The 17,065-nt window shown below is 72.1% G+C and carries 19 protein-coding genes and 1 pseudogene; 13 read left to right on the plus strand and 7 right to left on the minus strand.

What is annotated here, in order from left to right; translation table 11 throughout:
• Positions 1-21: 21 nt before the first annotated feature.
• Complete coding sequence (locus Q5694_RS04380) at positions 22-288, minus strand: protealysin inhibitor emfourin (RefSeq protein WP_333930667.1); 267 nt, start codon at positions 286-288, stop codon at positions 22-24.
• Between the two features lie 20 nt (positions 289-308).
• The gene (locus Q5694_RS04385; RefSeq protein WP_333930668.1) at positions 309-1,370 is read right to left on the minus strand and encodes a M4 family metallopeptidase; all 1,062 of its coding nucleotides are present in this window, start codon (positions 1,368-1,370) and stop codon (positions 309-311) included.
• 321 nt (positions 1,371-1,691) lie between these two features.
• Between Q5694_RS04385 and leuA the strand changes: the two genes are divergently transcribed.
• The 4 genes and pseudogenes from leuA to Q5694_RS04405 all read left to right on the plus strand — a co-directional run.
• Positions 1,692-3,413 carry a 2-isopropylmalate synthase gene (leuA, locus tag Q5694_RS04390; protein WP_333930669.1) on the plus strand — a complete coding sequence of 574 codons (1,722 nt, stop codon included), beginning with the start codon at positions 1,692-1,694 and terminating at the stop codon, positions 3,411-3,413.
• A 186-nt stretch (positions 3,414-3,599) separates the two neighbouring features.
• The gene (locus Q5694_RS04395) at positions 3,600-4,298 is read left to right on the plus strand and encodes a tellurite resistance TerB family protein (protein WP_333930670.1); all 699 of its coding nucleotides are present in this window, start codon (positions 3,600-3,602) and stop codon (positions 4,296-4,298) included.
• Positions 4,299-4,375: 77 nt separating this feature from the next.
• Positions 4,376-4,645: a hypothetical protein gene (locus Q5694_RS04400; protein ID WP_443040826.1), complete on the plus strand. Its 270-nt coding sequence runs from the start codon at positions 4,376-4,378 to the stop codon at positions 4,643-4,645.
• A 44-nt stretch (positions 4,646-4,689) separates the two neighbouring features.
• Positions 4,690-4,809 (plus strand): annotated as a pseudogene (locus Q5694_RS04405) (DNA-binding response regulator); the annotation flags it as partial.
• 82 nt (positions 4,810-4,891) lie between these two features.
• On the opposite strand, the gene Q5694_RS04410 reads toward Q5694_RS04405, so the two are convergent.
• On the minus strand, positions 4,892-5,824 hold the full coding sequence (locus Q5694_RS04410) for a dihydrodipicolinate synthase family protein (protein ID WP_333930671.1): 933 nt from the start codon (positions 5,822-5,824) through the stop codon (positions 4,892-4,894).
• Between the two features lie 325 nt (positions 5,825-6,149).
• On the opposite strand from Q5694_RS04410, the gene Q5694_RS04415 reads away from it, so the two are divergent.
• The 4 genes from Q5694_RS04415 to Q5694_RS04430 all read left to right on the plus strand — a co-directional run bounded on the left by Q5694_RS04415 (position 6,150) and on the right by Q5694_RS04430 (position 8,810).
• A complete protein-coding gene (locus tag Q5694_RS04415) occupies positions 6,150-6,596 on the plus strand; it encodes a phosphatase domain-containing protein (protein ID WP_333930672.1) in 447 nt (148 codons plus the stop codon).
• 343 nt (positions 6,597-6,939) lie between these two features.
• Positions 6,940-7,155, plus strand: a complete 216-nt coding sequence (locus tag Q5694_RS04420; RefSeq protein ID WP_333930673.1) for a hypothetical protein — start codon at positions 6,940-6,942, stop codon at positions 7,153-7,155.
• A 46-nt stretch (positions 7,156-7,201) separates the two neighbouring features.
• Positions 7,202-7,948 (plus strand): DNA repair protein RecO, encoded by a 747-nt coding sequence (gene recO, locus Q5694_RS04425; RefSeq protein ID WP_333930674.1) that lies wholly within the window; start codon positions 7,202-7,204, stop codon positions 7,946-7,948.
• A 31-nt stretch (positions 7,949-7,979) separates the two neighbouring features.
• Positions 7,980-8,810, plus strand: coding sequence for an isoprenyl transferase (locus tag Q5694_RS04430; RefSeq protein WP_333930675.1), 831 nt, complete (start codon positions 7,980-7,982; stop codon positions 8,808-8,810).
• 168 nt (positions 8,811-8,978) lie between these two features.
• On the opposite strand, the gene Q5694_RS04435 is transcribed toward Q5694_RS04430, so the two are convergent.
• From Q5694_RS04435 to Q5694_RS04450, 4 genes are read right to left on the minus strand one after another with little or no spacing between them, the layout of a single operon-like run.
• Positions 8,979-9,395 (minus strand): Fur family transcriptional regulator, encoded by a 417-nt coding sequence (locus Q5694_RS04435; protein WP_333930676.1) that lies wholly within the window; start codon positions 9,393-9,395, stop codon positions 8,979-8,981.
• A 58-nt stretch (positions 9,396-9,453) separates the two neighbouring features.
• Complete coding sequence (locus tag Q5694_RS04440) at positions 9,454-10,356, minus strand: metal ABC transporter permease (RefSeq protein WP_333930677.1); 903 nt, start codon at positions 10,354-10,356, stop codon at positions 9,454-9,456.
• Complete coding sequence (locus Q5694_RS04445) at positions 10,356-11,123, minus strand: metal ABC transporter ATP-binding protein (RefSeq protein ID WP_333930678.1); 768 nt, start codon at positions 11,121-11,123, stop codon at positions 10,356-10,358. The genes Q5694_RS04440 and Q5694_RS04445 overlap by 1 nt, the downstream gene beginning before the upstream one ends.
• Positions 11,124-11,143: 20 nt before the next feature.
• Positions 11,144-12,124 (minus strand): metal ABC transporter substrate-binding protein, encoded by a 981-nt coding sequence (locus tag Q5694_RS04450; protein WP_333930679.1) that lies wholly within the window; start codon positions 12,122-12,124, stop codon positions 11,144-11,146.
• 171 nt (positions 12,125-12,295) lie between these two features.
• On the opposite strand from Q5694_RS04450, the gene Q5694_RS04455 reads away from it, so the two are divergent.
• From Q5694_RS04455 to Q5694_RS04475, 5 genes are all read left to right on the plus strand, one after another.
• Positions 12,296-13,678, plus strand: a complete 1,383-nt coding sequence (locus Q5694_RS04455) for a glycine--tRNA ligase (protein WP_333930680.1) — start codon at positions 12,296-12,298, stop codon at positions 13,676-13,678.
• A 135-nt stretch (positions 13,679-13,813) separates the two neighbouring features.
• Entirely contained in the window at positions 13,814-14,428 is a 615-nt protein-coding gene (locus Q5694_RS04460) for a LysE family translocator (protein WP_333930681.1), read from the plus strand.
• A 60-nt stretch (positions 14,429-14,488) separates the two neighbouring features.
• Positions 14,489-15,493, plus strand: coding sequence for an aldo/keto reductase (locus Q5694_RS04465; protein WP_333930682.1), 1,005 nt, complete (start codon positions 14,489-14,491; stop codon positions 15,491-15,493).
• Positions 15,494-15,519: 26 nt separating this feature from the next.
• A complete protein-coding gene (locus Q5694_RS04470) occupies positions 15,520-16,107 on the plus strand; it encodes a TetR/AcrR family transcriptional regulator (protein WP_333930683.1) in 588 nt (195 codons plus the stop codon).
• 87 nt (positions 16,108-16,194) lie between these two features.
• Positions 16,195-17,061, plus strand: a complete 867-nt coding sequence (locus Q5694_RS04475; protein ID WP_333930684.1) for a GNAT family N-acetyltransferase — start codon at positions 16,195-16,197, stop codon at positions 17,059-17,061.
• The last annotated feature ends 4 nt before the right edge of the window (positions 17,062-17,065 follow it).

Below are 17,065 nucleotides of genomic sequence, written 5' to 3' on the forward strand. Positions count from 1 at the left end.
CGGCCGCGCGGGAACGGGCCGTCACGCCCCTTCCTTCAGGACGCGCGAGATCAGTCTGCGCTGCTCGTCCGTCAGCCGCGGGTCGGCCGCGTACACCGTCCTGCCATCGACGGAGATCTGGTAGCTGAACCCGTCCGGGACACCGACGGGCGGTGTGCTCCGGCCCGCGGCGACGGCCTGTTCGGCCAGGGCGTGCCATTCCGTGGCGTCGGAACGGCCCGAGGTGTCGACCTCGGCGTACCGCTCGATGCCCGCGAACCCGCCCGTGCGCCTCACCTGAATCCGCATGGCACCTGTCTAGTACGGAACTACGGGGTCCGCACCCCGACCCGCTCCCACGCCTTCGACACGGCGTCCAGTTCCTCCCCGTCCCCGAACCGCGCCCGGGCGGCCTCGACGGTGAGTGCGGCGAAGTCCGTGAACAGCGCCTGCTGCGTCAGCTCGCCGCCGGTCAGCACGTCGTACCAGATCTGCCCCGCCCGTTCCCAGGCGTGGCCGCCCAGGGCCGTGGCCGCGAGGTAGAAGGCGTGGTTGGGGATGCCCGAGTTGATGTGGACGCCACCGTTGTCCCGTCCCGTGCGCACGAAGCCGTCCATCGTCGCGGGCTGGGGATCCGTGCCCAGCACGTCGTCGTCGTAGGCGGTGCCCGGTGCCTTCATGGAGCGCAGGGCCGTGCCCGTCACCCGCGGGGCGAGCAGGCCCGCGCCGATCAGCCAGTCGGCCTCGGCGGCGGTCTGGCCGAGCGTGTACTGCTTGATCAGCGCGCCGAAGACGTCCGAAAGGGACTCGTTGAGCGCGCCCGGCTGCCCGAAGTAGGTGAGGTTGGCGGTGTACTGCGTGACGCCGTGCGCGAGTTCGTGGCCGATCACGTCGACCGGGATGGTGAAGTCGAGGAAGATCTCCCCGTCCCCGTCGCCGAAGACCATCTGCTCGCCGTTCCAGAAGGCGTTGTTGTAGTCGCGGTCGTAGTGCACGGTCGCGTTCAGCGGCAGCCCGTCGCCGTCGATGGAGTCGCGGCGGTAGGCGTGCAGGAACAACTCGAAGGTGGCGCCGAGGCCGGCGTAGGCGCGGTTGACGGTGGCGTCCCGGCCCGGCTCGTCGCCCTCGCCGCGGACGGGGTGGCCGGGCAGGTCGGTGCCGTGCCGGGCGTCGTGGATCGTGCGCCGCGGCCGGCCCTCGGCGGCGGAGGGGACGGCCGCGGCGCCGAGGACCGTGGTGAGACGGCGCCGGGTGCGCTCGAAGGCGTCGCGCTGCAGCGTGCGGCGTGCGGGACCGGCGAGTGCGGGATCCTCGGCCCGGGCCAGCCGGTCGAGGACGTGGGGCGGGACGATGGTGCAGAAGACGGGCTCGAAGCCCCCGTGGGTCGTCATGCCCGGAACCCTTGCACTGAGTGACCGCGCTGTCACCGCTCGCCACCATGATTGGTGAAATGCCCGGACATCGTTGTTGACGCCGCGTAGCGGAGTGGTATGACGCACTTTTTGTCCCGTATGGGCGTCCGGTCCCGCATACTGATACGACCCCGCGCGCCGTAGGAGGCTCGGCTAGCATGCTGCGCATCATGCGTTTCGGGCTGCTTCTCCTTAGCTGCCGCGGCGAGGGCCTGTAGTCGAGGCCGACTCCCTCCCCGCGGAGCTTGGTGCTGCGTCGTCGGCCGTCCTTCCGGACACCCCCTGAGGAGCCACCGCATCATGGCCAACCGCCAGCAGCCCAGTTCCATGCCGATCCACAAGTACGGCCGCTACGAGCAGGTCGACATCCCGGACCGCACCTGGCCGGAGCAGCGCGTCACCACCGCCCCCCGCTGGCTCTCCACCGACCTGCGTGACGGCAACCAGGCCCTGATCGACCCCATGTCGCCGGCCCGCAAGCGCGCCATGTTCGACCTGCTGGTGAAGATGGGCTACAAGGAGATCGAGGTCGGCTTCCCGGCGTCCGGCCAGACCGACTTCGACTTCGTGCGCTCCATCGTCGAGGAGCCCGGCGCCATCCCCGACGACGTCACCATCTCGGTCCTGACCCAGGCCCGCGAGGACCTGATCGAGCGCACGGTGGAGTCGCTGAAGGGCGCCAAGCGCGCCACCGTCCACCTGTACAACGCCACCGCGCCGGTCTTCCGCCGGGTCGTCTTCCGCGGCTCCAGGGACGACATCAAGCAGATCGCCGTCGACGGCACGCGCCTGGTCATGGAGTACGCCGAGAAGCTGCTGGGGCCCGAGACCGAGTTCGGCTACCAGTACAGCCCCGAGATCTTCACCGACACCGAACTGGACTTCGCGCTGGAGGTCTGCGAGGCGGTGATGGACGTCTACCAGCCCGGCCCGGGCCGCGAGATCATCCTGAACCTGCCCGCCACCGTCGAGCGCTCCACGCCCTCCACGCACGCCGACCGCTTCGAGTGGATGGGCCGCAACCTCTCCCGCCGCGAGTACGTCTGCCTGTCGGTCCACCCGCACAACGACCGCGGCACCGCCGTCGCCGCCGCCGAGCTGGCGCTGATGGCCGGTGCCGACCGCGTCGAGGGCTGCCTGTTCGGCCAGGGCGAGCGCACCGGCAACGTCGACCTGGTCACCCTGGGCATGAACCTGTTCTCCCAGGGCGTCGACCCGCAGATCGACTTCTCCGACATCGACGAGATCCGCCGCACGTGGGAGTACTGCAACCAGATGGAGGTCCACCCGCGCCACCCGTACGTGGGCGACCTGGTCTACACGTCCTTCTCCGGCTCCCACCAGGACGCCATCAAGAAGGGCTTCGACGCCATGGAGGCCGACGCGAAGGCCAAGGGCGTCACCGTCGACGACATCGAGTGGGCCGTGCCCTACCTGCCCATCGACCCCAAGGACGTCGGCCGCTCCTACGAGGCGGTCATCCGGGTCAACTCGCAGTCGGGCAAGGGCGGTATCGCCTACGTCCTGAAGAACGACCACAAGCTGGAACTGCCGCGCCGGATGCAGATCGAGTTCTCGAAGATCATCCAGGCGAAGACCGACGCCGAGGGCGGCGAGGTCACGCCGAAGGACATCTGGGCCGTGTTCCAGGACGAGTACCTGCCCAACCCGCAGAACCCCTGGGGCCGGATCCAGGTCAAGAACGGGCAGTCCACCACCGACCGCGACGGCGTCGACACGCTCACCGTCGAGGCCACCGTCGACGGCCGCGACACCGTGCTGACCGGCACCGGCAACGGCCCGATCTCGGCCTTCTTCGACGCGCTGCAGTCCATCGGCATCGACGTACGCCTGCTGGACTACCAGGAGCACACGATGAGCGAGGGCGCCTCCGCGCAGGCCGCCTCCTACATCGAGTGCGCGATCGGCGACAAGGTCCTGTGGGGCATCGGAATCGACGCGAACACCACGCGGGCCTCGCTGAAGGCCGTCGTCTCGGCCGTCAACCGCACGACGCGCTGACCAGCCCTGGAGGCGATTCGAGGGCTCCGTCCGCCGTCGCCCGGCGGGCGGAGCCCCGTCGTATACCGGCCAATTGCTGTGTGGGTCACGGAAACGTCTCCTCCGGGGTGCTGACTCCTCGTCCCGGATGTGGCTAACATCACGCAAGCGCGGCGACGTTGCCGTGCGGCGTGACGGAGGTGCGACGTGCTGCCAGGACGGGGACGAAACGGCCGTGCCGCCGGGCTTGCCCGCATCCTGGGCACCCGCACCGCGTGGACGGCCGCCGGTGACGGGGAGTTCTTCTGCCCCGGCTGCGGCGGTGACCGCAACTACCAGCGGCTGACCGGGCAACGGCGCTTCGCCGTGTGCGGTGTGCCGGTGCTGCCGCGCGGCGAGACCGGCCCGGTCGTGGAGTGCGCCGCCTGCCGCCGTCACTTCGGCACCGACGTCCTCGACCACCCGACCACCACCCGCTTCTCCGCGATGCTCCGCGACGCCGTGCACACCGTCGCCCTGGCGGTGCTGGCCGCGGGCGGCGCCGGATCCCGTACGGCCCTGGAGGCCGCGGTGCTCGCCGTGCGCGCGGCCGGCTTCGACGACTGCACGGAGGAGCAGCTGGCCGCGCTCGTCGAGGCGCTGGAGGCGGACACCGGCCGCATCACCGGCGAACCGTGCGCTGCGGGACTGGCCATAGAGCTCCACGAGGCCCTGGACCCGCTCGCCCCGCACCTGGCCACCGTCGGACGCGAGTCGATCCTGCTGCAGGGCGCCCGCATCGCCCTGGCCGACGGCCCCTACACCCCCGCCGAGCGGGACGTCCTCGCCACCGTCGGAGCGGCACTGACCCTCTGCACCGACGACGTCACCCGCCTGCTGGCCGCCGCGGCGCGTACGCCCTCCTGAGACCCGCCCCGCTACTCCCCGGGGAAGTAGTCCGCGGCCCGTACCGCCCCCGGCGGTAGCGCCCGGCTCGCCGGGCCGTGCCCTGGGCGGTGGTCGGACTGTGGGTGGCCGCGCTGGTGCTGCTCGGCCCGTTCGCCGGGACGTTCTCCGGCATCCAGCAGAACCGCGCGGTCGACCACCTGCCCGGCAGCGCCGACTCCACCCGGGTGGCCCGCATCCAGGACGAGTTGCCCGGCGGGGAGTCGACCGACCTGGTGCTCGTCCACCACCGCGACGGCGGCCTCACCGACGCCGACCGCCAGGCGGCCGCCCGGCAGATCGACCGGCTGCGCGCCGCCCGCGACTGACCGGCGAGCCGCGGGGCGTCCCCTCGAAGGACGGTACGCGCTGGGCCCCGCTGACCGCCAAGACCCACGTCAGCCGCATCATGGGCGAACTGAAGGCCAGGGACCGGGCCCAACTCGTCGTCGTCGCCCACGAGTCGGGGATCGTCCGGCCCGGGGCCGGCTGAACCGGGCGCGCACGGCGGTCGCCCCGCGCCCGGTTCCGGCCCCGCGAGGCCCTGCGCGCGTGCCCCTCGCCGGACGGGTGTCTCAGAGCAGTCCGGCCGCGGTCAGGTGCCGGGCGACCCGCTCCACCTCGTCCGGCGACAGCGGCACCTGCGGCTCGGCCGTCACCGGGCAGTCGATGACGCCCCGCAGGTGCAGCGCGGCCTTGAAGGCGCCGACGGCCGAGGAGTTGGGGCCCATGCGGGCCGGGTCACCCGCCGACACCAGGCCGAACAGGGCGCACAGCCGCTCCTGTTCGGCACGGGCTCCCTGGAGGTCACCGGCGCGGTACAGCCGGTCCAGGCGCACGTAGCCGGCCGGGTCGACGTTGCCCAGGCCGGGCACGGTCCCGTCGGCGCCCATCGCCAGAGCCGCGTCGACCAGGAGCTCGGAGCCGGTCAGCACGCTGAATCCGGAGTCGGCCCGACGGTCCCGGGCCCCGGTGACGACCTGGCGGAAGCCGGCCAGGTCGCCGCTGGAGTCCTTCAGCCCGGCGAGCACACCGTCGGCGGCCAGGTCCAGGACCACCTCCGCCGGCAGCTTCGTGCGGACGGCGACGGGGATGTCGTAGGCGAGGACGGGCACCGGGCTGGCCGCCGCGACCGCGCGGTAGTGGCGGGCGATCTCCGCCGGGTGGGTGCGGGCGTAAAACGGGGCCGTCACGACGACGGCCTGCGCGCCCGCCGCCGTCACCGCGGTGACCTGGTCCAGGACCCGGGGCGTCGTCATGTCGATCGCCCCGGCCAGCAGGGGCAGTTGACCGCCCACGTGCGCGGCGACCGCCTCGACGACCAGCCGCCGCTGGGCGTCCGTCAGGTACGCGGCCTCGGAGGTCGAACCGAGCACGAACAGCCCGTGCACCCCGCCGGTCACCAGGTGGTCCACGAGCCGGAGCAACGAGGGGACGTCCACCTCGCGGTCCGGCGTCAGGGGCGTGCAGACGGGCGGGATGACACCGGTCCACGGGGCGTTCGGCATGGAGCCTCCATCGGGTCGTGGCGGTGGACGGGCCGCGGGCCGGCCCGTCCTCACCGACACGATGGTGGCAGCGCGAGCGGTGCGCGCGCCTGCGCGGCGGCCGGGTCGCCGATGATCAGGATCTCGCCTCCGCCGTGATCGGGACCGGCGGCGGGCGTCCCCGCGTCCCGCGCGCCCCCGGCGTCCCCCGCGCCCGCTCGCACTCCGGCACTCCGGCCGTCCGCCGCCCCTTCGGCTGTCGGTGAACCGGGTTGCCGGTGCCGGGCGGCAGGACTGGGATGGGACCGCGGGGGCCGGTGAGGGGCGAGGGGGAGGAACGGACGGCATGGACGTGACGGACGACCTGTGGGACGAGGGCGGCGCCGGCGTCCTGCGCCTGCCCTCCGGCCGCCTGATCCGCGGCCGGGGCCTTCGCCGGCCGCTCGATCCGGCCGCCCCCGCTCCCGCCTACGGCCTGTACCTGCTGGGCGGACCGCCGCCCGAGGTGCCCTGGGAGGCGGACTGGATCCGCTGGCCCGACTTCCGCCTCCCGGCGGACCGGGCGGCCGCCCGCACCGCGCTGACCCGGGCGTGGGAACGGTCCGCGGGCGAACGCGTGGAGATCGCCTGCGGCGGCGGCCGGGGGCGTACGGGCACGGCCCTGGCCTGCGTCGCCGTCCTGGACGGCGTCCCCGGCCCGGAGGCGGTGGCGTACGTCCGCCGCCACTACGACCGGCACGCGGTGGAGACGCCCTGGCAGCGCCGCTACGTACGCCGCTTCGGCGAGGACTGAGCGCTCCGCCCGCGATGCCCGCCCCCCGTGCCGCTGTGCGGTCGCACGGCACAGACCCGCTCCGAGTGTAGACGCGCAGCGTCACCGAAGAAGCGCGAAGAGTGAAAGTGCGAAAGGGAGGGGAGCACGGTAAGAGCAGGTCAGCGGCGCTGAGCGCTATAGAAGCGGAGGATGCGGTGAAGGAATTGCGGGCAGCACTCGCCGGGGCCGGAAACAACCGGCCGCCATGCGGACCCGACCCGGCGGGTTTCGCGCGGAGAGCGCTTCGTCCGCTCATGGGACGGCGACCGGAGGCCGGCCGTTCCTTCGCACGCGGCGCCCGCCGGCTCGCGGCGGTGCCGCGATGAGGCCGCCGGTCGGCGCCTACGTCGTCGACACCCGCAGCGGGCGCATCGGCATCGTCATGGGGCACGAGGGGCCCTACGTGCAGCTGAGGCCGTACGGGGGCGGCCGGGAGTGGGACGCCGACCCCGGCGCCGTACGGCACGCCACCCCGGCCGAGCGGCTGAGCGCGGCGACCGCGTACGCCAACGCGCGCAGCAGGGGCGAAGTCCCTTGACCCATCTCACGGCCCGGGGGGTGCGCGCGTAGGCGAGAATGGGCGCATGAGTCTGTTCCGCGACGACGGCATCGTGCTGCGCACCCAGAAGCTGGGTGAGGCGGACCGGATCATCACGCTGCTCACCCGCGGCCACGGACGCGTACGGGCCGTGGCCCGGGGCGTGCGCCGGACCAAGTCCAAGTTCGGCGCGCGTCTCGAACCCTTCTCCCACGTAGACGTGCAGTTCTTCGCCAAGGGCAGCGAGCTGGTCGGCCGGGGGCTGCCCCTGTGCACCCAGAGCGAGACCATCGCGCCCTACGGCGGCGGGATCGTCACCGACTACGCCCGGTACACCGCCGGCACCGCCATGCTGGAGACCGCCGAGCGGTTCACCGACCACGAGGGCGAGCCGGCCGTGCAGCAGTACCTGCTGCTCGTCGGGGCGCTGCGCACCCTCGCCCGGGGCGAGCACGCCCCGCACCTCGTCCTCGACGCCTTCCTGCTGCGCTCCCTCGCCGTGAACGGGTACGCCCCGACCTTCGGCGACTGCGCGAAGTGCGGGATGCCCGGCCCCAACCGCTTCTTCTCGGTCGCCTCGGGCGGATCCGTCTGCGCGGACTGCCGGGTGCCCGGCAGCGTCGTACCCTCGCCCCAGGCCCTGGAACTCCTCGGCGCACTGCTTACGGGAGACTGGGGCACCGCGGACGCCTGCGAGGCGCGCTACGTCCGGGAGGGCAGCGGGCTGGTGTCCGCCTATCTGCACTGGCACATGGAGCGCGGCCTGCGCTCGCTGCGCTACGTCGAGAAGTAACAAGCAAGCAAGCCGAGGAGACGAGACACACATGGCCGTACGCGGGATCCTGGGGCGCCAGCGCCGCGAGTACAGGACGCCGGAGCCGCACCCGTCCGGCGCGCGGCCCCCGAAGCTCGGGGAGCTCGTGCCGCAGCATGTGGCCATCGTCATGGACGGCAACGGACGCTGGGCCAAGGACCGCGGCCTGCCCCGCACCGAAGGGCACAAGGTGGGTGCCGAGCGCGTGCTGGACGTGCTCCAGGGCGCCATCGAGATGGGCGTGGGCGCCATCTCCCTGTACGCCTTCTCCACCGAGAACTGGAAGCGCTCGCCCGACGAGGTGCGCTTCCTGATGAACTTCAACCGGGACTTCATCCGCAAGACCCGCGACCAGCTCGACGAACTCGGCATCCGCGTGCGCTGGGTCGGCCGGATGCCCAAGCTGTGGCGCTCGGTCGCCAAGGAACTCCAGGTCGCCCAGGAGCAGACCAAGGACAACGACCGCCTGACCCTGTACTTCTGCATGAACTACGGCGGCCGGGCCGAGATCGCCGACGCGGCCAAGGCGCTCGCCGAGGACGTCAGGAGCGGCAGGCTCGACCCGTCCAAGGTCACCGAGAAGACCTTCGCCAAGTACCTGTACTACCCGGACATGCCGGACGTGGACCTGTTCCTGCGCCCCAGCGGCGAGCAGCGCACCTCCAACTACCTGCTCTGGCAGAGCGCGTACGCCGAGATGGTCTTCCAGGACGTGCTGTGGCCGGACTTCGACCGGCGCGACCTGTGGCGGGCGTGCCTGGAGTTCGCCTCCCGGGACCGGCGGTTCGGCGGGGCCATCCCGAACGAGGAACTGCTGGCCATGGAGGGCAGGCAGCCGTAGTCCTGCCCGGCCCGGCGCTCCCCTTCGGTGGCAGCCGGGCCGGGACGGCGGTGTCCTGGTGGCACGGGCACGACGGCCGTCGGCGCACCGCGGGCCACCGGGCCCGCGCTCCGGCTCCGCCCACGCGGCCGGAGCCGGCCGGACGGCCGCCGCCGACGCGTCCGGCGCCTACTTCGCGGCCGCCGCGCACTCCGCGCACGTGCCGAAGATCTCCACCGTGTGGGCCACGTTGACGAAGCCGTGCTCGGCGGCGATGGCCTCGGCCCACGTCTCCACGGCCGGGCCCTCCACCTCGACGGCCTTGCCGCAGCCGCGGCAGACGAGGTGGTGGTGATGGTCGTCGGTGGAGCAGCGGCGGTAGACGGACTCGCCGTCGGCCGTGCGCAGGACGTCGACCTCACCGGCGTCGGCGAGGGACTGCAGGGTGCGGTAGACCGTGGTGAGCCCGACCGAGTCGCCCTTGTGCTTGAGCATGTCGTGCAGTTCCTGCGCGCTGCGGAACTCGTCGACCTCCTGCAGGGCCGCCGCCACGGCGGCGCGCTGCTTGGTGGCGCGGCCCTTCACGGACGGTCCAGCGGTCGTCACCGTTGCCTCCTCACGTCTGCCTTGCCCGGGCCATTGTGCCAGCCCGGTGCGGGGGCGGTCAGACGCCGACCTCGTCGGTCGCCTGACGGCTGCCCGGGATCGCGCACTCGGCGGGATCGGCCGCGCCGAGCGCGGCCGCCCTGGCCCGGGCACGGCGGCGCGCCAGCGGGGTGGCGAGCGCCGTCAGCACGACGAACGCGCCGATGGTGAGCAGCACGATGGTCGCCCCGGGCGGCACGTCCTGGTAGTACGAGGTGACGGTGCCGCCGATCGTCACGCTCACGCCGATGGCCACGGCGATCACGAAGGTCGCGGCGAAACTGCGGGCGATCTGCTGGGCGGCCGCGACGGGCACCACCATGAGCGCGCTCACCAGCAGCAGGCCGACCACGCGCATCGCCACCGTGACGGTGACGGCCGCGGTGACCGCGGTCAGCAGGTTCAGCGCGCGCACCGGCAGGCCGGTCACGCGGGCGAACTCCTCGTCCTGGCTGACCGCGAAGAGCTGCCGGCGCAGGCCCAGGGTGACCAGGACGACGAAGGCGGCCAGCACGCAGATCGCCGTGACGTCCGACTCGGACACCGTCGACAGGGAGCCGAACAGGTACGAGGTCAGGTTGGCGTTGGAGCCCGTCGGCGCGAGGTTGATGAACATCACACCGCCGGCCATGCCGCCGTAGAAGAGCATCGCGAGGGCGATGTCGCCGCGGGTCTTGCCGTACCAGCGGATCAGCTCCATGAGGACCGCGCCGAGGACGGAGACGAGGGTCGCCATCCACACCGGGGACCAGGTCAACAGGAAGCCCAGGCCGACGCCGGTCATCGCGACGTGGCCGATGCCGTCGCCCATCAGGGCCTGGCGGCGCTGGACCAGGTAGATGCCGACCGCGGGGGCGGTGATGCCGACCAGGACGGCGGCGAGCAGGGCCCGCTGCATGAAGGCGTAGTCGAGGAAGTCCATCAGCTCAGCAGTCCCGTGCGGATCGGTTCGGCGCCCGCGGGTGCGTGCGGGTGCACGTGGTCGTGGCCGGGCAGGGCGTGCTGCCCGACGGCCTTCGGGGGCGGCCCGTCGTGCACGACGCAGCCGTCGCGCAGGACGACCGCCCGGTCGATCAAGGGCTCCAGCGGGCCGAGTTCGTGCAGCACGAGCAGCACGGTGGTGCCCCGGGAGACCTGCTCGGTGAGAGTGTGCGCGAGGACTTCCTGGCTGGCCAGGTCGACGCCGGCCATCGGCTCGTCCATGATCAGCAGTTCGGGCTCGGAGGCCAGGGCGCGGGCGATCAGGACGCGCTGGTGCTGGCCGCCGGACAGGGCGTCGACCGGGTCCTTGGCCCGGTCGGCCATCCCGACGAGCTCCAGCGCACGCCGTACGGCCGCGTGGTCGGCCTTGCGCAGGACGCCGAAGCGGGCCCGGGACAGGCGGCCGGCGCAGACCACCTCGGTCACCGTGGCGGGCACGCCGCCGGCGGCCGTGGTGCGCTGCGGGACGTAACCCACCCGGTGCCAGTCGCGGAAGCGCGCGCGGTCGGTGCCGAACAGCCGGATCTCGCCGGCGCCGGTCTGCACCTGGCCGATGATGCTGCGCACGGCCGTGGACTTGCCCGAGCCGTTCGCGCCGAGCAGCGCGACGACCTCACCGCGGCGCACGGTGAGGTCGATGCCGCGCAGCACGGGGCGCGAGCCCAGGTCCGCGCGGACTCCGCGCAGGGATACGACGGGCTCGGTCATGCCGTCCTCCGATGGGTCGATCACTTGGCTCCCAGGGCCTTCTGCAGGGCCTTGAGGTTGGCTTCCATGACCTGGAAGTAGTCGTCGCCGCGGGACCTGTCGGTGATGCCCTCCAGGGGATCGAGGACGTCCGTCTTGAGGTTCGCGTCGCGAGCGAGGGTCTTCGCGGTCTTGTCGGAGACCAGTGTCTCGTAGAAGACGGTGGTGACGCCGTCGGCCTTGGCCTCCTCCTGGAGCTCCCTGACCCGGGCGCCGCTGGGCTCGCTCTCGGGGTCGAGGCCGGAGATGGCCTCCTGGGTGAGGCCGTAGCGCTCGGCGAGGTAGCCGAAGGCGGCGTGGTTGGTGAAGAAGACCTTGGTCTTGGTGTTCTTCAGGCCGTTGTCGAAGTCGGAGTTCAGGCCGTTCAGCTTCTCGACCAGGGCCGCGGTGTTCTTCTTGTAGTCGGCCGCGTGGTCCGGGTCGGCCTTCTCGAAGGCCTTGCCCACGCCCTCGGCGACCTCGGCGTACTTCACCGGGTCCAGCCAGACGTGCGGGTCGCGGGCGTGCTCCTCCTCCTCGGCGTGGCCTTCCTCCTCGGCGTGGCCCCCCTCGGCGTGGCCCTCCTCGCCCTCGTGGCTGTGGCCGCCGGTGCCGTGGTCCTCGAGCGTGGTGAGCGCGGCCGCGTCGATCTTCGTCTTGATGCCGGTCTGGGCGACGGCCTCGTCCACGGCCGGCTGCAGGCCCTTGAGGAAGAGGGCCGCGTCGGCCTCCTCCAACTGCGCCCGCTGCTTGGTGCTGATCTCCAGGTCGTGCGGTTCCTGGCCCGGCTCGGTCAGGCTGGAGACGTTCACGTGGTCGCCGCCGATCTGCTCGGCGAGGAACGCCATCGGGTAGAAGGAGGCGACGACGTCGAACTTGTCCGTGTTGCCCGTCGCCGCGCTGTCGCTGGAGCAGGCGGTGAGGGCGCCGAGACCGAGAGCGGAGGCCAGGGCGGCGGGTATGAGGCGTCGTCGTACGTTCATGACACTCATTTTCAACAAATATGGAAACCGTTGTCAACAAACCGCCTCACCAGGGCCTTGAGGGCCGGGGAGGGGGAGCGATTTGATTGAGGGGGCGCCCCCGCCGGTAACCTGAATCATTCGCTGGAAGCAACTCGCTTCGTCGCCCGTCGTCGTAATGAAGAGAGCACCGTGGCCGCCGACAAGATCGACACCATCGTCAGCCTGAGCAAGCGCCGTGGCTTCGTATTCCCCTGTAGTGAGATCTACGGCGGTCAGCGCGCCGCTTGGGACTACGGCCCCCTCGGTGTCGAGCTCAAGGAGAACCTCAAGCGCCAGTGGTGGCGCTACATGGTGACGTCCCGCGAGGACGTCGTGGGTATCGACTCGTCCGTGATCCTGGCCCCCGAGGTCTGGGTCGCCTCCGGCCACGTCGCCACCTTCACGGACCCGCTGACCGAGTGCACCTCCTGCCACAAGCGGTTCCGCGCGGACCACCTGGAGGAGGCCTACGAGGCCAAGCACAAGCGCCTGCCGGAGAACGGGCTGGCCGACGTCAACTGCCCCAACTGCGGCAACAAGGGCCAGTTCACCGAGCCCAAGCAGTTCTCGGGCCTGCTGTCCACGCACCTCGGCCCGACCCAGGACTCCGGCTCCGTCGCCTACCTGCGTCCCGAGACCGCGCAGGGCATCTTCACCAACTTCTCGCAGGTGCAGACCACCTCGCGCCGCAAGCCGCCGTTCGGCATCGCCCAGATGGGCAAGTCCTTCCGCAACGAGATCACGCCCGGCAACTTCATCTTCCGCACCCGCGAGTTCGAGCAGATGGAGATGGAGTTCTTCGTCAAGCCGGGCGAGGACGAGAAGTGGCAGGAGTACTGGATGGAGCAGCGCTGGAACTGGTACACCGGCCTGGGCCTGCGCGAGGAGAACATGCGGTGGTACGAGCACCCGAAGGAGAAGCTCTCCCACTACTCCAAGCGCACCGCCGACATCGAGTACCGCTTCCAGTTCGGCGGCAGCGAGTGGGGTGAGCTGGAGGGTGTGGCCAACCGCACCGACTACGACCTCGGCGCCCACTCCAAGGCCTCCGGCCAGGACCTGACGTACTTCGACCAGGAGGCCGGCGAGCGCTGGACCCCCTACGTCATCGAGCCCGCCGCGGGTGTCGGCCGCGCCATGCTGGCCTTCCTGCTGGACGCCTACGTCGAGGACGAGGCGCCCAACGCCAAGGGCAAGCTGGAGAAGCGCACCGTGCTGCGCCTGGACCACCGCCTCGCCCCGGTGAAGGTCGCGGTCCTGCCGCTGTCGCGCAACCCCGAGCTGTCCCCGAAGGCCAAGGGTCTGGCCCAGGCGCTCCGGCAGAACTGGAACATCGAGTTCGACGACGCAGGCGCCATCGGCCGCCGTTACCGGCGCCAGGACGAGATCGGTACGCCGTTCTGCGTGACCGTCGACTTCGACACGCTCGAGGACGACGCGGTGACCGTCCGCGAGCGCGACTCGATGAAGCAGGAGCGCGTCTCCCTCGACCAGATCGAGGGCTACCTGGCGGCCCGCCTGATCGGCTGCTGACGCCTCTTCTGCGCATCACGGTGCCGGGTCCCTCCCAGGAGGGGCCCGGCACCGTCGCGTTGCGGCAATCGGTCCTCCAACGGCGGTGGCGATTGGTCCTGTTGCCTCCGGGGCCGGCGGCGCGAGGGTGGGGCCATGAGCCTCGCCTTCCTGCTGACCACCCTGATCGTCGTCGCCACGCCGGGCACCGGCACCCTCTACACCCTCGCCGCGGCGCTCACCCGGGGTCCCCGCGCCGGTGTCGTGGCGGCCGTGGGCTGCACCCTCGGCATCGTGCCCCACCTGCTGGCCACCGTCACCGGCGCGGCCGCACTGCTGCACGCCGGTGCGACCGCCTTCCAGGTGCTGAAGTGCGCCGGAGTCGCCTACCTGCTCCACATGGCGTGGACCACCCTGCGCGACAAGGACGCCCTCGTGACGGGGGAGCGCGAGGCCGCGCCCCCGTCCGTGCGGCAGGTGATCGTGCGGGGCGTGCTCATCAACATCCTCAACCCGAAGCTGACGGTCTTCTTCTTCGCGTTCCTGCCGCAGTTCGTGAGTGCCGGCGAGCCCCACGCGCTGGTGCGGATGGCCGGGCTCGGCGGGATGTTCATGCTGACCACCTTCCTGGTGTTCGCCGCGTACGGGCTGCCGGCCGGGGCGGTGCGCGGCCGCGTGCTGGGCCGGCCGCGGGTCATGGCCTGGCTGCGCCGGGGATTCGCGGCGTCGTTCGTGGCGCTGGGCGCGAAGCTGGCGGCGACGACCCGGTAGCTGACAAGTGTCGAATGACAGATATTGAAATCTGTCATCTGTCATGTCATCGTGGAGGGCATGACGATGCGAACGCGCTCCCTCGGAACCACCGGCCCCCGGGTCTCCGCCCTCGGTCTCGGCTGCATGGGCATGTCCGCCCTGTACGGCGAGGCGGACCGGGCCGAGTCCGTCGCGACGATCCACGCGGCGCTCGAAGCGGGCGTCACCCTCCTCGACACCGGCGACTTCTACGGCATGGGCCACAACGAGATGCTGATCGGCGAGGCCCTGCGCGCCGCCCCCTCCGCCCGGCGCGAACAAGCCCTGGTGAGCGTCAAGTTCGGCGCCCTGCGCGGCCCGGACGGCAGCTGGGCGGGCTACGACGGCCGGCCCGCCGCGGTGAAGAACTTCGCCGCGTACTCCCTGCAGCGGCTCGGCGTCGACCACATCGACGTCTACCGCATCGCCCGGCTCGACCCCGACGTGCCGGTCGAGGAGACGGTCGGGGCGATCGCGGAACTGGTCGAGGCGGGATACGTACGGCACATCGGCCTCAGCGAGGTCGGCGCCGCCACCGTCCGCCGGGCCGCCGCCACCGCGCCGATCTCCGACCTGCAGATCGAGTACTCCCTGATCTCCCGCGGCATCGAGCCCGAGATCCTGCCCACCACCCGCGAACTGGGCATCGGCGTCACCGCGTACGGGGTGCTCTCCCGCGGGCTGATCTCCGGTCACTTCACGGCCGACCGGCAGTTGGGCCCGGGCGACTTCCGCGCGATGTCGCCCCGCTTCCAGGGGGACAACCTCAAGCACAACCTGCGCCTCGTGGAGGCGTTGCGCGAGATCGCCGGGCGGAAGGGCGTCAGCGTCGCGCAGATCGCGATCGCCTGGGTGCTCTCCCGTGGCGAGGACATCGTGCCGCTGGTCGGCGCACGCCGCCGCGACCGGCTCGACGAGGCGCTGGGCGCCCTGGACGTCGCCCTCGACGAGGCCGACCTCGCCGCGATCGAGGAGGCCGTACCGGCCGGGGCGGCCGCCGGCGAGCGCTACCCGGCGGCCCAGATGGCGCACCTCGAGAGCTGAACCGGGCTTTGGGTACGGTCGGGGGCATGGCACCGACCAGCGAGACCCTGACCGCCGAGCGCATCCTCGAAGCGACCGAGGAGGTGCTGCGCCGCCACGGACCGGCCAAGGCCACCGTGGTGGACGTGGCCCGCGCGCTCGGCGTCAGCCACGGCAGTGTCTACCGGCACTTCCGCACCAAGGCGGCGCTGCGCGAGGCGGTCACCAAGCGCTGGCTGGACCGCACCTCCCGCGAGCTGTCCGGCATCGCCGCCGCGGACCGCGACCCGGAGGCCCGGCTGCGGGACTGGCTCGGCGCGCTGTTCGCCGCCAAGCGCCGCAAGGCGGGCGACGATCCGGAGCTGTTCGCCACGTACACGGTCCTCACGGACGAGGCCGGCACGGCGGTCGGCGACCACATCGCGGATCTGACGGCCCAGTTGACCTCGATCGTGCGGGACGGGGTGGGCAGCGGGACCTTCACCGCGGCCGACCCGGAGGCCGCCGCCCGCGCGGTCTTCCACGCCACCGGCCGCTTCCACGACCCCGGTCACGCCCGGGAGTGGACGGAGCCGGGCGCCGAGGCCGACTTCACGGCCGTCGTCGACCTGCTGGTGCGTGGGTTGCGGGCCTGAGCCGAGGGCGTGCCGGGTGCGCCCGGGCCTCGTGGGGGCCAGGATGGAAGACGAGGGGCGGGCCGCCGCGGGCACTGCGCGAAGGGGATGGCGACCGTGGATCTCATACTCCGCCCGGGCACCCCGGACGACGCCGCGGAGTGCGGCCGGATCTGCTACGAGGCCTTCGCCGGGATCGCCGGGGAGCACGCGTTCCCTCCCGACATCCCGAGCCCCGAGGTCGGTGTCGCACTGATCGAGGGTGCCCTGACGCACCCGGGGTTCTACGGTGTCGTCGCCGAGCTCGACGGGCGGATCGTCGGCAGCAACTTCCTCGACGAACGCTCGGCCGTCGTCGGGGTCGGACCCGTCACCGTCGACCCGGCCGTGCAGAACGCGGGTGTGGGCCGCCGTCTGATGCGGGACGTGCTGGAGCGGGCGGACGAGCGCGGGGCACCCGGCATCCGTCTGCTGCAGAGCGGCTACCACAACCGGTCGTTCTCCCTGTACGTGCGCCTCGGCTTCGTCCACCGCGCCACCGTGGCGTGTGTGCAGGGGCCGGCGCTGCGGCAGGCGCTGCCCGGGTACACGGTGCGAGAGGCCGTGGACGCGGATCTGGGCGCCTGCAACGAGGTGTGCCGGCAGGTCCACGGCGTCGACCGTGGCGGCGAAGTGGCCGACGCGCTGAGACAGGGCACGGCCAGGGTCGTGGAGCGCGCGGGACGCGTCACCGGCTATGCCACCGACCTGGCCTTCTTCGCGCACGCCGTGGGCGAGACCACCCCGGACCTCCAGGCACTGATCGCGGCGGCCCCGCAGTTCGGCGGCCCGGGCATCCTGGTCCCCGTGAGCGACCACCTGCTGCTGCGGTGGTGCCTGTCCCACGGCCTCAGGGTCGTGCAGCTGCTGAGCCTGATGACCGTCGGCCTCTACCAGCCGCCGGACGGGGCCTACCTGCCCTCGATCCTCTACTAGGGCC

Source organism: Streptomyces sp. AHA2 (genome assembly GCF_036857595.1).
Classification (GTDB): domain Bacteria; phylum Actinomycetota; class Actinomycetes; order Streptomycetales; family Streptomycetaceae; genus Streptomyces.